10 protein-coding genes and 1 other RNA gene are annotated in these 13,096 nt (G+C 61.4%); 8 read left to right on the top strand and 3 right to left on the bottom strand.

Annotated features, from left to right (window positions below):
• Positions 1-21: 21 nt before the first annotated feature.
• Positions 22-226: non-coding RNA, 6S RNA (gene ssrS / locus DWV57_RS09220), on the bottom strand.
• A 22-nt stretch (positions 227-248) separates the two neighbouring features.
• Complete coding sequence (locus DWV57_RS09215; protein WP_097776541.1) at positions 249-560, bottom strand: DUF1292 domain-containing protein; 312 nt, start codon at positions 558-560, stop codon at positions 249-251.
• A 239-nt stretch (positions 561-799) separates the two neighbouring features.
• On the opposite strand from DWV57_RS09215, the gene DWV57_RS09210 reads away from it, so the two are divergent.
• Positions 800-1,543, top strand: a complete 744-nt coding sequence (locus tag DWV57_RS09210) for a peptidylprolyl isomerase (protein WP_243112330.1) — start codon at positions 800-802, stop codon at positions 1,541-1,543.
• Positions 1,544-1,573: 30 nt separating this feature from the next.
• On the opposite strand, the gene ruvX is transcribed toward DWV57_RS09210, so the two are convergent.
• Positions 1,574-2,005, bottom strand: coding sequence for a Holliday junction resolvase RuvX (ruvX, locus tag DWV57_RS09205; protein ID WP_120020600.1), 432 nt, complete (start codon positions 2,003-2,005; stop codon positions 1,574-1,576).
• 142 nt (positions 2,006-2,147) lie between these two features.
• On the opposite strand from ruvX, the gene DWV57_RS09200 reads away from it, so the two are divergent.
• From DWV57_RS09200 to dprA, 7 genes are all read left to right on the top strand, one after another.
• Complete coding sequence (locus DWV57_RS09200; RefSeq protein ID WP_120020599.1) at positions 2,148-5,504, top strand: PD-(D/E)XK nuclease family protein; 3,357 nt, start codon at positions 2,148-2,150, stop codon at positions 5,502-5,504.
• The gene (locus DWV57_RS09195) at positions 5,501-9,223 is read left to right on the top strand and encodes a UvrD-helicase domain-containing protein (RefSeq protein ID WP_120020598.1); all 3,723 of its coding nucleotides are present in this window, start codon (positions 5,501-5,503) and stop codon (positions 9,221-9,223) included. The genes DWV57_RS09200 and DWV57_RS09195 overlap by 4 nt, the downstream gene beginning before the upstream one ends.
• A gap of 421 nt (positions 9,224-9,644) precedes the next feature.
• Positions 9,645-10,223 carry a translation initiation factor IF-3 gene (gene infC / locus DWV57_RS09190; protein WP_005944384.1) on the top strand — a complete coding sequence of 193 codons (579 nt, stop codon included), beginning with the start codon at positions 9,645-9,647 and terminating at the stop codon, positions 10,221-10,223.
• Positions 10,224-10,241: 18 nt separating this feature from the next.
• Complete coding sequence (rpmI, locus tag DWV57_RS09185) at positions 10,242-10,445, top strand: 50S ribosomal protein L35 (protein WP_005928215.1); 204 nt, start codon at positions 10,242-10,244, stop codon at positions 10,443-10,445.
• 54 nt (positions 10,446-10,499) lie between these two features.
• Positions 10,500-10,850 (top strand): 50S ribosomal protein L20, encoded by a 351-nt coding sequence (rplT, locus tag DWV57_RS09180; RefSeq protein WP_005928218.1) that lies wholly within the window; start codon positions 10,500-10,502, stop codon positions 10,848-10,850.
• Between the two features lie 203 nt (positions 10,851-11,053).
• The gene (locus tag DWV57_RS09175; protein ID WP_120020597.1) at positions 11,054-11,836 is read left to right on the top strand and encodes an RNA methyltransferase; all 783 of its coding nucleotides are present in this window, start codon (positions 11,054-11,056) and stop codon (positions 11,834-11,836) included.
• Complete coding sequence (gene dprA, locus DWV57_RS09170) at positions 11,833-12,969, top strand: DNA-processing protein DprA (protein WP_118526324.1); 1,137 nt, start codon at positions 11,833-11,835, stop codon at positions 12,967-12,969. Before DWV57_RS09175 ends, dprA begins: the two co-directional genes overlap by 4 nt.
• Positions 12,970-13,096: the final 127 nt, after the last annotated feature.

Here is a 13,096-nt window from a genome sequence, read left to right as displayed (position 1 = left end):
GCGGTGGATGGATTGCTATAAAAAGATCCCGCCCGGTCGTCTGCGGTCAATCAAACCTACCCTTACGGACAGGTGGGTGCCCTGTCGCCGGATTCGCGCTTCCTCATCGAACCTCCATGGTCGACCCATGGCGGGGAGGTCTGCAATCCGCCGGAGAACTCCGGGCTCCCGTTGAATGATTAGTAGGATCATATAAACCGCAACAAATCGAGCCGGGCAGGAAGTTTTGCCGGGTAATTTGTCTGGAATTATTCTTCGATGTCGTACTCGTCGCTCAGGCGCTCTTCAAACAGCTTGCCCAGCTCCAGCAGCAGCTCGTCGTCGTCCACGACATCCAGATATTCGCCTTCATCATCCTCGCCAACGCTCAGGATGACCAGCTGAGCATTCTCAGCTTCCTCTTCGGTCTCGGCGTATTCCACAGCAGCCAGATAATGCACACCCTTGTAGTCCAGCGCATCGATCACCTCAAATGTGATCTCGTTGCCGTCCTCATCCTCCAGGGTCATCAGGTCGGGCTGATCTTCTTCGGTGTTAGGGTTCTTGATTTCGTCAGACATAGATATTGTCTCCTGTATCGTGTCATAAAACGGGCTGTTTGTGTGCCGCCCGCTTGGCCTGCATATAGTGTAGCGTTTTTTTGCCTGCTCGTCAAGATGCTTTTTCGCACAGAAATTGTGTAACAAATTTTCACGCATTTGCTCTCGCACTCTGTGGCAGAATATGATATACTATCCTCTGAATCTTCTGTGCACGGTGTGCCGTGCAGGTTACTATAGAGTATGGAGCGTGGGTGGAAATGATGCATAAAAAAAGATGGGTGGCGTTTGTGCTGGCAGCGGCGCTGGTGCTGACGGGCTGCAGTGCCGGGAGCTTTCTGCACTTTGGCAAAGGCAGCGGCGGCAGTACAGTCCAGAAGATCGACCGCCCGGCAGTGGAATCGGCAGAGCTGCAGTTTGCCCACCCTGCGGCGGGGGACACCATTGCGGTGTTCGATACCTCGGCAGGCGTGTTCAAGGCGGTGCTTTTCCCGGACAAAGCCCCGCAGGCCTATGATAACTTTGCGGGCCTTGTGCAGGCAGGCTACTACAACGGCCTGACCTTCTCCCGCGTGGAGAGCGGCTTTGTGGTGGAGGCCGGGCAGGGGGCCGACGGCAGGGGCAGCACCATCTGGAACGGCAGCCGCTACCCGGCTGAGACCACCGACAGCCTGCACCATTATTCCGGTGCCCTGTGTATGGGCACCGATGCTTCCGGCGAGTGCGCCAGCGTTTTTTACGTGATGCAGACGCTGCCGGGAGACCAGTCGGTGACGCAGGAGCTTGTGGACCAGATGAACAGCGCGGGCTACCGCGCGGAGGTGGTTTCGGCCTATCAGACCGTCGGCGGCGCGCCTTATCTTGACTACACCGATACCGTGCTGGGGCAGGTGTACGAGGGCATGGACGTGGTGGATGCCATCGGCCAGACCGCCGTGGACGAAAACCAAAAGCCCCGTGAGGACATCACCATCAACAGCGTGAGCATTACGCAGTACGAATAAGAAAAAGGACACCGTCAGGTGTCCTTTTTCTTATATCTCCCCCGGGTGTTCCTTCCGCCATGCAAGATAATCGTCCAGAATGACGGTGGCGCTGACCGAATCCAGAATCTCCTTGCGCTTTGTGCCAAAGGTGCCGCTCTCGTCCAGCAGGTCGGCGGCGGCGCAGGTGGTCTGGCGCTCGTCCCACATGCGTACCGGCAGGCCGCTCCAGATCTCGACAGTCTTTGCCAGCTTGCGGCTCTTGATGGCGCGTTCGCCCTCGGTACCATCCATGTTCAGCGGCAGGCCGATCACGATCAGCTCGGCTCCGATCTCCTTGGCCACTTCGCACACCCGTGCCGCCACCTTGTTGCGGGCTTTCAGGGTGATCTGCGGGGTGATGGCCGTTGTAAGGAACTCGGTGTGGTCACAGGTGGCAAGGCCGGTGCGGCTGTCGCCGTAGTCAACAGCTAAAATTTTCATACAGGCTTCCTCTCTTGTGTGGAAAAGTTTGTCGATCCAAGTGTACCACAGCTGCAGGCTAAAAGGTAGAGAATAACACTTTTTTTGAGAGGATTTTCGTGTTACAATAAACACAGATCGTTTTTTTAGGAGGAAGTGCCCCATGCTCAAACTGGTTTTAGGCGGCTCCGGTAGCGGCAAGACCACTCTGCTCTATTCCCGCATCAAGGCCCGGGCCGAACAGGGCCGGCGCAGCATCCTTCTGGTGCCGGAACAGTTCACTTCCAGCACGGAGGGCCGCATCTACCGGGAACTGGGCGATGCTCTTTCCGGCATGGTGGAAAGCTTTTCCTTTACCAGTCTGGCCGAGCGCATCCTCTCTGCCGAGGGCGGCGCGGCGGTGCAGACCCTTTCGGACGCGGGCCGCGCCGTGCTGGTGCGCCGCGCGCTGGAAGAGCTGCAGGATCATGTGCATTACTACTACCGCCACCGCCGCAGTGCGGCCTTCTGCCAGATGGCAGCCCAGACCATCGACGAGCTGAAAAGTGCCGGCCTTTCCGGCGCACAGCTGGCAGAGCTTGCGCCGGACTGCGGGCCGGAAAGCGGCAAGCTGAGCGAGCTGGCACTGATCTTTCAGGGGTACGAAACGCTGCTGGCGGGCACCGGCATGGACCCCGCCGACCGGCTGGAGCTGGCGGCTGACCGGCTGGAAGCCGCTCTTGCCCGGGGCGAACTGCCGGACTTTCTGCGGGAGCGGGAGGTGTTCATTGACGAGTTCGATACCTTCAACGCACCCAAAAAGCGGCTGATGGGCGCGATGTTGGCGGCGCTGCCCACCGTCACGGTGGCCCTGTGCGACGACGGTGCGCCCATGGTGCCGGGGGATATGGGGCTTTTCTCCGGCGCAAAGCAGGTGGCCGCACAGCTGCGGCAGCTGGCCCGCAAAAATGGTGCTGATGCGGCAGTGCCGGAGCTGCTGCGCCGCGACCTGCGCCATAAGGATGCGCCCGGCCTTGCGGCTGTGACAGAGCTTTTGGAGACTGGCACCTGTGAGGTGCCGCCCGCTGCGCCGGAGGTGCGGCTGTTTGCCGCTGCCAGCCGGGAAGAGGAAGCCCGCTGCACCGCTGCGGCCATCCGCCGCCTGATGCGGCAGGGCGTGCGCTGCGGCAAAATGGCCGTGGTCTGCCGCAATATCCCGGATTACCGTGCGGCCATCCGGTACGAGTTCCGTATGGCAGATATCCCGCTTTACTGCGATGAACCCACCACCCCGGAGTTCAGCGCCCCGGCTACGGCGGTGCGTGCACTGCTGGCACTGCTGCGCGGTGCGGATATGACCGAAAACCTGACCATTCTTGCCAAGACCGGCCTGTGCGCTCTGACCGAGCCGCAGGTCTGCGCGCTGGAAAACTATGCCTATACCTGGTCACCCAATGCGGCGGCATGGCGCACAAAATTTGAGAAAAGCCCCAAGGGCTTCGGCGAAAATGAACTGTCCGATGAGGATGCAAAAACGCTGGAGGATGCCGAGACTGCCCGCCAGCTGCTGGTAACAGCCGTGGACGAACTGCGCAGCAAGGTGCGGGGCGGCAGCGCCGAACAGATCAGCCGGGAACTGTATTTCTGCCTGAAAAAGCTGGGTGCAGAAGAGCAGCAGGCAGCGCTGGTGGAAGCCGTCCGCACTGCCCGGGGCATCCCGGCGGCAGAGGAAGCGGCCCGCGAGTGGAACGTGGTGATGCAGCTGCTGGACGAAATGGCCCACCTGCTGGGCGGGCAGGGTGTGACCTTTGCAGAATATGAGGACCTGTTCAGCCTGCTGCTGCGCTCTTCGGACCTTGGGCATATCCCGCAGACGCTGGATGCCGTGGTGCTGGCAAGCGCGGGCAAAATGCGTCTGGACGCGCCGGACTATGTGTTCGTGCTGGGCCTTGCGGAGGGCGAATTTCCCTGTGCACCGTCCGAGACGGGCCTTCTGACCCACGCCGACCGCGATGTTCTGATGGCAAAGCAGATCGATCTGCCGGACTGCTTTGAGAACCGCGTGGTGCGCGAGCAGGTGTGCGTTTACAAAGCCCTCACCGCACCGGCCAAGGGGTTGTGGCTCAGCTGGCCCAAGGGGCAGGGCAAGACCCTGTGCGCAGCGCTGGAGCCCATCGTGGAGGCCCTGCACCCGGCGGCACCGGAGCTGGAGCTTCCCGACCTTGCAGCCACCCCCGCCGATGCACTGGATACGCTGGGCGGCTGGCCGCTGACCGACACGGAACGCGCCAGCCTGACGGAGGCGCTGCGTCTGCCGCAGACGGATGCACCCCGGGGCCTTGCGCTGCTGCAGCGCATGGAGGAGGACCCGCCCCGGCAGGTGAACGATCTGTCTGCGCTGAGCGGCCTGCTGGGGCAGCGGCTGCGCATTTCGCCCAGCCAGCTGGAAAAATACTATACCTGCCGGTATGGCTATTTCCTGCAGTATGTGCTGGGCCTGAAGCCCCGCAGGCGGGCCGAGCTTTCAGCCGACCAGAGCGGCACCCTGATGCACTGGGTGCTGCAGATGGCGCTGGACCCGCACCCGGATGCGGATAATCCCTGCGCCGGGCTGGCCCCATTTCTGGAGCTGGACGATGATGCCATGGCAGGCCTTGCCGGCCTGCTGGTGGACGAATATGCAAAGCGTTATCTGCCGGAGGATACGGCCCGGTTCGCCTATCTGCTCTCGCGGCTCAAAAAAAGCATGACAAGCCTTTTGTGCTACCTGCGGGACGAACAGAAGCAGTCCTGCTTCCACCCGGCAGCCTGTGAGCTGCGCATCGGCTCCGGGGAGGACGCCGTGCCCGGGCAGGTGTATCATCTCTCGGACGGGCGCACCGTGCAGCTGGTGGGCACGGTGGACCGTGCCGACGAGTGGGTGGAGGAAGACGGCACCCGCTGGGTGCGGGTGGTGGACTATAAGACCGGCACCAAAAAACTGAACCTGAAAGAGGTATACTGTGGGCTGGACTGCCAGATGCTTTTGTATCTGTTCAGCCTGACGCGGGATAAGAGCGGCCGCTTTACCGGTGCGGAACCGGCAGGCGTGCTGTATCTGCTGGCAGACCCGGCCCCCAAGACCACCAACCGCCAGCAGGCACAGCAGGACGTGCAGTACGAGCTGGACGGCCTTGTGAGGGATGAGCAGAAGGTGTTCGATGCCATGGATGCGGATGAGACGGGCCGCTACCTGCCCTTTGGCTACCGCAACGGTGTACCCAGCCCCAGCCAGAAGGATAAGCGTGCCGATATTGCAAAGCTCAACCGCATCCAGCTGCATCTGGATGATCTTGTCACCCAGATGGGCCAGCAGCTTTACGATGGGCAGATCGCTGCGGAACCGCTGGTGGCAGGCGCAGGCAGGAACCCCTGCGTCTGGTGCGACTACAGCTTTATCTGCTGCCACGAGACCGGCATCGGCGAGCGGGCACTGGAAGCCCCGGCCAAGCCCTTTGAGCCGGAAGAGACCGAGAACGAGAAGGAGGGTGAGCAGGCGTGAGTGGACCCAAATGGACCCCGGCCCAGCGCGCTGCTATTGAGGACCGGGGTGGTGCGCTGCTGGTGAGCGCAGCGGCGGGCAGCGGCAAAACAGCCGTGCTGACCGAACGCGCCGTGCGGCTCATCACCGATCCGGACCACCCGGTGGATGCGGACAAACTGCTCATCGTCACCTTTACCAATGCGGCGGCGGCGGAGCTGCGGGCGCGCATCGGGCAGGCACTGCTGCGGCTCAGCCAGCAGCAGCCCCACAACACGAGCCTGCGCCGCCAGCGGATGCTTTTGCAGCGCGCACCCATCTGCACCATTGACGCGTTCTGTCTGGACCTGCTGCACAAGCACTTTCAGGCACTGGACATCCCGCCGGACTTTGCCCCGGCAGACCCCGGCAGCGTGGAGGTGCTGCGGGCTTCGGCGCTGGCCGAAACGCTGGAAAATGCCTACCGTGACCCGGACTTCTGTGCCTTTGCAGACCTTTACGGCAAGGGCCGCACCGATCAGGCCGCAGGCAATACCATCCTGCATGTGTACGATTTTCTGCGCGCTCTGCCGGACTACGACCGCAGGCTGGACGAATATCTGGCACCATGGCAGCAGGAAAACGGTTTTGACTTTACCTGCTGGCATGACCTGCTGCTGGCGGAAGCGGCCCGCTGCGCAAAGGCCGCGCGGGAACTGCTGACGGCAGCGCTGGCAGACTGTAAGGAAGATTTTGTCCTTGCACAGGCACAGGCCGAGGAAAAAGGCAAGACCGCTGCTTCCAAGGCAAAGGCCGTGGCCGGTGTCAACGATAAATTTGCAGAGCCGCTCTCCCGGCTGGAAAGCGCCGCCGCCCTGCTGGGCGAGGTGGAACGGCTGGCTGCGGCAGGGCAGTGGACACCGCTGTACGATAAGCTGACACCCTATGTGCTGGGCATGGAGGAGATACCCGGCTTCAAGGGCATGAAAAAACGGCTGACCGGCGACCACAAGGCGGCGGTGCGCACCCGCACGGACGAAGCCGCCAAGCTGTTCGAGCAGATCATGGAGCTTATCTCCTGCAGCGAGGAGGAGGCCGAAGCGGACCGCAGGGAGGCGCTGCCCCGGCTGCGGGTGCTGTTTGCCGCCGTGAGGGATTTTGATGCCCGCTTCTCGGCAAAGAAAAAGGAGCGCAAGCTGCTGGAATTCAGCGATTTTGAGCATCAGGCCCTGCGGCTGCTGCGCACACCGGATGGCGTGTGCACCCCGCTGTGCCAGAGCATCCGGCAAAGCTATGCCGCCGTGATGGTGGACGAATATCAGGACACGAACGCTTTGCAGGATGCCATTTACCGCTGCCTTGCTTCCCCGGAGGGGGATGACCTGTTCCTTGTGGGCGACCTGAAGCAGAGCATCTACCGCTTCCGTCAGGCCGACCCCAGCATCTTCCGGGCTAAGCTGAACGCATGGGCACCGTTGCCCGGCGGCACTGCCCGCCCCCGCCCGGAGAAGGGTACGGCAGGCGGAAACGCTCTGCTGGCGCTGGATGCAAACTTCCGCTCCGCCCCGCAGGTGGTGGCAGGCATCAACTTTATCTTTGAACAGCTCATGACCCCCCAGCTGGGCGATACGGCTTACGGCGACGGCCAGCGTCTTGTGTGCGGTGCACCCGGCGACTACGCAGGCAGCGTGGAAGCGCACTTCCTGCCCGACGACACCGCTGAGACCGACGCGGCGTGGATCGCCCAGCGCATTGAAGAACTGGTGAAAAACGGCGAACCAGTGCGGGACGGCAGCTCCACCCGCCCGGTGCAGTACGAGGATTGCTGCATCCTGCTGGCGGCGCGCGGCGACTTCCACGCTTATGAGGAAGCGCTCACGGCCCGGGGCATCCCGGTGTATGCGGATGCGCGCGAAAACTTGATGGAAGCAGCGCACATCCGGCCGCTGATCTCGCTTTTGAAGGTCATCGACAACCCGGCGCAGGATATCTACCTTGCCGCCGCCATGCTGGGGCCGATGTTCGGCTTTACGGACGACGACCTTGTACGCCTGCGTGCCCAGAGCGCCGCAATGCAGAAAAAGGCGCAGGAGGAACAGGGCGCGAAGGAAACGGGCAAAAGGGCTTCCCGCATGAGTCTGTACGGCGCAGTGCTGCAGGTGGTGCAGAATGGTGATGAAACGCCGTTCACCCAAAAGGTGAAAGACTTTTATGACCGACTCACCGCACTGCGGCGCATGGCCCGCAGTGCCCCGGCAGAACAGCTGCTGGAAGAGATCTTTGTCTCCACCGGCTATCTTGCTGCGCTGGGCGTACTGGAAAACGGTGCGCACCGCCGGGAAGATGCCCGGCGCTTTGCGGCTTTCTGTGCACAGACCGGTGCAAACGGCATCTCGGCGCTGGTGCGTGCCATCGACGCGGCGGCGCAGGCAGGTTCTACCGGGCAGGACACTGTGCCCGGCGGTGCGCGGCCTGGCTGTGTGACCATCATGACCATCCATCGCTCCAAGGGTCTGCAGTTCCCGGTGGTGTTCGTGGGCGACACGGCCCGGCACTTTAACCTGAGCGACACTTACCAGCCGGTGCTGCTGCACCGGGAATACGGCGCGGGCCTGCGCCTGCGCCCGGAACAGGGCGAGAGCATGTACAAGACTGCAGCCTACGCAGCTCTTGCCAGCGTCCATGCGCAGGAAACGCGCAGCGAGCAGATGCGCCTTTTATATGTGGCACTCACCCGTGCACAGGATAAGCTGATCCTCACGGTGCCGCTGGGCATGACCAAGACCGGCAATCCCTTTGCCAAGGCGGCAGCATTCCTTGCTGCGGGCGCGGGAGAAACGCTGAACCAGCAGGCGGGCAGCTTTGCCGACTGGCTGCGTGCAGCGCTGCTGGTGCATCCCTTCGGCGGGCCGCTGCGGCGGCTGGCAGGAGATCTGGAACTGCCCTTTGTGTTTACGGAAAGCGAGATCATGGTCACGGTGCAGGAAGCTCAGCCGGAGCCGGAAACACCGGAACAGGAACCGGAAGCGGCAGAGCCTGTCCCGGCAGACCCGGCATTGGTGGCTCAGCTGCAGGAGGGCTTTGCATGGCGGTATCCGGCGGCAAAACTGGCTGCGGTGCCCGCCAAGGTCAGCGTGACCAGCATCGTGCACAAGGCCGAGCAGACCACGCTGGAACGCCCTGCCTTTCTCTCCAAGGACGGACTGACCGCCGCCGAGATGGGCACGGCTCTGCACGCTTTTCTGGAACATGCGGACTTTGCCTCCCTTGCTGCTGCCAAAGCGGCGGGCACGCTGGAGGAAGCCATCCTTGCAGAGCGCCAGCGGCAGGTGGACACCCAGCTGGTGGCCCCGGAAATTGCGGAAAAACTCAATGCAGGCCGCATCCGCCGCTTTGCCGAGAGCGAAGCCTTTGCAAAGATCTGCGCAGCCGAAAAGGTGCTGCGGGAGCTGGCCTTCATCACGGCGCTGCCCGCGTCGGCCGTGCTGACGGCACAGGGAGCTTCCGCGCAGGAAGCCGCCGCCGTGCAGGATGAGCAGGTGCTGGTGCAGGGCATTGCAGACCTTGTGCTGGTGTTCCCGGATCATCTGGAACTGCTGGACTACAAGACCGACCGCCGCAAGACCGAAGCGGACTTCCTGAGCGCCTACCGCCCGCAGCTGAACCTCTATGCCCTTGCCATCGATAAGCGCTTTGCGCCGAAGAAGGTAACGTATAAGGGCATCTACTCGCTGGAGCTGGGGAGGCTGATCGAAGCGTAGGAGAACGTCGGTGCCGCCCACTCCGTCCTGCTTCCGCTCGCCAGTCCATCCAGCGTGAGAAGCCCTCGCACTTCCCGTTAAGGTTTTTTGGTCGATTTTAATTGCAGCCTACACTTTAGACCATGGCTTCGCGTCATCCTGCCGGAGTGGGCGGCACCGATGCCCGGGCAGATGCTGCTCCCTGATGGCCTGCCTTTCGGAAAAGTCATATTTTTCCCGCAAAACGCATAAAAAGTGCTTGACAGCGCTTTCTGCCTGTGGTAAAATAACCGGGTAAAGAAAGCAGCTACGGCCTGTGCCGCGCTCGCCTTGCGAGGGAAAAATCCCCCGGGCTATACCTGAAGGCAGTTCATTATGAGTGGACTGCGGCTTTGAGTGAATTTTTGCGCGGCTGTCCTGAAAATGGGCGGCCGCGTTTTCTATGCCAAATATTGCAACAAAATGGATTTTGTTTGGAGGTGCATTCATTATCGCTACCGCTGGAAAGTCGAAGGAACTGGAGATCAACGGTCAGATCCGTGACCGTGAGGTCCGTCTGATCGGTGCAGACGGCGAGCAGAAGGGCGTTGTGTCCATTCAGGTGGCCATGCGCGCTGCTGAAGATGCTGGTCTGGATCTGGTCAAGATCGCACCGCAGGCTGTTCCGCCTGTGTGCAAGGTGCTGGATTACGGCAAGTACCGTTTTGAACAGCAGAAGAAGGAGAAGGAAGCCAAGAAGAACCAGAAGGTGGTCGAAGTTAAAGAGACCCGCCTTTCGCTCAACATTGACACCAACGACTTCAATACCAAGCTGAACCAGACTGCCAAGTTTCTGGCAGCTGGCCACAAGGTTAAGGTTTCGATCCGCTTCCGCGGCCGTGAAATGGCGCACAGTGCTCTGGGCGCAGACGTGCTGAAACGTTTTGCCGAGGCTCTGCCTCAGGCATCCACCGATAAGCCGCCGGTGCTCGAGGGCCGCACGATGTCCATTCTGCTGATCCCGAAACCCAATAAGGACTAATTTTAGGAGGAAACTAAAATGGCTAAGATGAAACTGAAGACGCACTCTGGCGCTAAGAAGCGCTTTAAGCTGACCAAGAACGGCAAGATCAAGCGCGGCCACGCATTCCGCAGCCACATCCTGACCAAGAAGACCACCAAGCTGACCCGTGGCTACCGTCAGCCCAGCTACGTTGATAAGACCAACGCAGCTACCATCAAGAGCATGCTGCCCTACGCCTAAGAGCGAGCCGCAGGCAAACACATTCTATTGAGACAACTAAAGGAGATATAAAAAATGGCACGTATCAAGGGCGCAACCATGACTCACAAACGTCGTAAGAAGATGCTGAAGCTGGCCAAGGGCTTCTACGGCTGCAAGAGCAAGCACTTTAAGATGGCCAAGCAGCAGGTCATGAAGAGCGGTAACTACGCTCTGGCTGGCCGCCGCATGAAGAAGCGTCAGTTCCGCAACCTGTGGATCTGCCGCATCAACAACGCAGTTCGTCCTCTGGGCATGAACTACTCCACCTTCATGGCTGGTCTGAAGAAGGCTGGCATCGAGCTGAACCGCAAGATGCTGTCTGAGATGGCTATTAACGATCCCAAGAGCTTTGCAGCTCTGGTCGAGACCGTCAAGAACGCCTGATTAGGAACTTGAATCGTGACGCCCGCGCGTATACGCGGGCGTCCGTTTTGTATCCGGGGTTCTTACGGCAGGGAAACATGTTTTTCAGGGCAGCGCCCTGCCGCAGGAACGCTTTGTGGCAGACGCTGCCCTTTTTGCATTTTTTGAACAAGACGGCAGACTACTTTTTGAACGACAGTACAGCGAAAGGTTGAATACACACGATGGACGAAAAAATCACCAGCCGGGAAAACGCAAAGATCAAATACGCCTGCCGCCTTTCTTCCAGCGCGGCATTCCGCCGCAGCGAGGGCCGCTTTCTGGCCGAGGGCCGCAAGCTCTGCCCGGAGCTTGCCCGCGGTGCGCAGCTGGAGACCTTATTTTATACGGAAAGCGCTATGGCAAAGTGCCCGGAGCTTGCCGGGCTGCCCGGTGAACACTACCTTGTGGAAGACCATGTGGCCGATAAGCTGGCCGATGTGGGCACCCATCAGGGAGTGTTCGGCGTGTTCCGCACCCCGGTGCACACACTGGACGAAGTGAAGGCGGGCGGGCGGTATCTGGCGCTGGAACGGGTGCAGGACCCCGGCAATGTGGGCACCCTGCTGCGCTCTGCTGCGGCCTTTGGCTTTGACGGTGTGATCCTGAGCGACGGCTGTGCCAGTGTGTATGCCCCCAAGACCCTGCGCGCTTCCATGGGAGCCGCCGTGCGCATCCCGGTGATCGAAGCCGGTGCCATGCCCGATGCCATCACCCAGCTGCGCGCAAAGGGTATCACCTGCCTTGCTGCCGCGCTGTACAAGTCTCAGCCGCTGAGCGCGGCGCAGGCAAGCTGCCCCGGCGGCATCTGCGTCGTCATCGGCAGCGAGGGTCAGGGCCTGACCGATGAGACCATTGCTGCCTGCAGCAGCACGGTGCGCATCCCCATGACCGACCGGGTGGAAAGCCTGAACGCCGGCATTGCGGGCAGCATCCTGCTGTGGCATTTCCGGGAGGAAAGCCTATGAGCGGCCTTGCAGGGCAGACCAGCCTTTTCCCGCCGGAGCCTGCCCCGGATCCGCTGCTGTGCTGGCTGTGGCTGGCCCATGTGCTTGGCCCGGCCAGCGTTCACGCGGGCCGTGTGCTGGATGCCTTTGGCGGTGCACAGGAAGCATGGGAAGCGCGGGACACCGCTGAATTCCGTGCTGCAGCCGGGGATGCTGCCGCGCTTCGCGCACAGCAGCTGGACCCGGAACAGTATCACGCACTGGTCATGCGGTGCGATGATCTGGGTGTGCGCATCCTGCCGTTTGACGACCCGGACTATCCGCTGGCGTTTTCCCGCATCCCGGATATGCCGCTGGTGCTCTACTGCACCGGCGATCCGCTCTGGCTCAACGAGCCGGGCGCGGTGGGCATCGTGGGCAGCCGCAAGCCTACCGAATACGGCCTGAACGCAGCGGCGGACATTGGCGGGGAACTGGCCCAAAGCGGCGCTTTGATCGTCAGCGGCCTTGCGGACGGGCTGGACAGCGCCGGGCACCGCGCTGCTGTCAAAAACAACTGCCCTACCATTGCTGTGATGGGCGTGCCCATTGACCGCACCTATCCTGCGGCCAATGTGGTGCTGCGGCACAAGATCGAGCAGAAGGGCTGCGTGATCAGTGAGTACCCGCCCCGCAGTGAGGGCGTTGGCCCAAATGGATTTTTGCAGCGCAACCGGCTCATTGCGGCGCTCAGCTCTGCATTGCTGGTGGTGGAAGCGCAGGAAAAAAGCGGCACCATGTCCACCGTGTCTCACGCCGAACGCTATGGCAAGCCGGTGTTCGCGGTGCCAGGCAGCATCTACTCGCCCAATTCCGCAGGCACAAACGGCCTTTTGCGGGACGGCAGAGCGCGTGCCGTGTGTTCTGCTGCGGACCTGCTTGGCCCGCTGGGCCTGCGCCGGCAGAGCGCAGCGGCGGTGACGGCAAAGCAACCGGAGCCTCTGAGCGAGAACGAGCGGAAGGTGCTTTCCTGCATCGGGCCGCAGCCCTTTGGCATCGAGGAGCTTTGCGTGCGCAGCGGCCTGCCCACAGCGGTGCTGCTGGGCACCCTGATGAAGCTGGAGCTTTCCGGCCGGGTGCTGTGCATGCCGGGCAAGCGGTATGTGATAAAATAGTATAATTTCTGCTGGCGCAGCACACAACAGCTGTGGTATGATATAAAAATAGAGAATCCCGTACTGTGCAGTTGCACGGTGCGTTCCTGATAGAGAAGAAAGAAAATTTGAAATGGGAGTAAACTCG

Source organism: Faecalibacterium sp. AF10-46 (assembly GCF_003604105.1).
GTDB lineage: Bacteria > Bacillota > Clostridia > Oscillospirales > Ruminococcaceae > Faecalibacterium > Faecalibacterium taiwanense.
The sequence above is the reverse complement of the archived record's forward strand: the minus strand, read 5'-3'. Positions and strand labels throughout refer to the sequence as shown.